We start from the raw sequence: 1,189 nt of genomic DNA on the forward strand, positions 1-1,189 counted from the left end.
TAGCGGCAGGGCATGCCGTATTAGCCTGTGGAGAGATAGCGCAGTCAGGCTACTCAATGAAGCAGGAACCCACTGAAGCGATTCAGGCATGCGCCTGAACGCCGTAGGAATCCCCGTCATTCATGTCGGGGAGGATGTCAAATATGTAGTCCATAATTGTCTATTATTGCTTATGGTCCAATTTTTGATTGACTAATTGACCGCTTGATTTTATTGTCGTACCACGACCAACGTTTGTCAACAACATTTTTTCTGCCATGCCCAGAACAGTATATGCCTGAGTGTGTGGAGAACTCTCGCCATCCCGAATTCTCAATTATAAATTGCCACAGATTACAGTTTTTCCGAAATCTCCCGCTCCAGAATCGCTTTCATATTCTTACTCATATTATTGACGAAACCGGGATTGGCAATAAGGGCTTCAAGGTCAAGCTTGATACTCCGGTTATCTATGTTGGAGACTATGTCAAGAAGCCTCTCTTTGAGGTCTTTCATGTTTTCAAAACCTTCTATGCAGGAAAGGTTAGGCTGAATACCCTTCTGGAGATACCAGAGGAGGTCAAAGTAATCCCGGCCTTTTACCTTCACCGTGGTTTTCCCCTGCTTGTCTGTTTTTTCCCATTTGCGGAAAAGGATCGCCCTGATCTTTGTCGCCATGAGAGTAGATGCATCAAGGGTCTTAATGAGAACGGAGCGGTTATACTTGAAAACCGGGCGGATGTCCGTAGAGTATTTTGTACAGAAATGAAACTCGGAATAAACTTCAACCTTGATAAACAGCGTGTCTGTTTCTTCCCTGGTTGAAAGGCCGAGATCGCTAAGAATTGGAAACTTCAGATAGATGCGGAATTTCTGGACAGTTGTTTTCACTTCAAGATCAGTGCGCTTTCTAAAATAATCTTCCAAATCCTTGGCCAGTTTTGAAACATTGATCTTTTTTGTTTCATCAATGAAATCCAAGTCTTCAGAAAGCCTCTGCAAGTCAAAACAGTGCGCGAGAGCCGAACCCCCGTAGAAAAGAAGTTGGCTATAATCCTTGTGGGAGTAAATAAAATTGAGAACCACAATCTGAAGGTACTCTTTAAGAAGGTTTCGTTTAAAAAGGTTGTTTCGAGACGGAGATTCGCTGATGATGCTGGCGAGGACCGGTTTGATAGTTTCCATAATGGTTGTTATTTTAGCCAATCAA

The 1,189-nt window shown here is 43.1% G+C and carries 2 protein-coding genes; one reads left to right on the forward strand and one right to left on the reverse strand.

Going from position 1 to position 1,189, the window contains the following annotated elements; translation table 11 throughout:
• Positions 1-98 (forward strand): hypothetical protein (locus NT178_18930; protein MCX5814590.1); only part of this gene is annotated, 98 nt, incomplete at its 5' end.
• A gap of 235 nt (positions 99-333) precedes the next feature.
• Here the strand turns inward: NT178_18930 and NT178_18935 are convergent.
• Positions 334-1,185 (reverse strand): nucleotidyl transferase AbiEii/AbiGii toxin family protein, encoded by an 852-nt coding sequence (locus NT178_18935; GenBank protein MCX5814591.1) that lies wholly within the window; start codon positions 1,183-1,185, stop codon positions 334-336.
• Between the last annotated feature and the right edge of the window lie 4 nt (positions 1,186-1,189).

The organism is Pseudomonadota bacterium (assembly GCA_026388255.1).
Lineage (GTDB): Bacteria > Desulfobacterota > Syntrophorhabdia > Syntrophorhabdales > Syntrophorhabdaceae > JAPLKB01.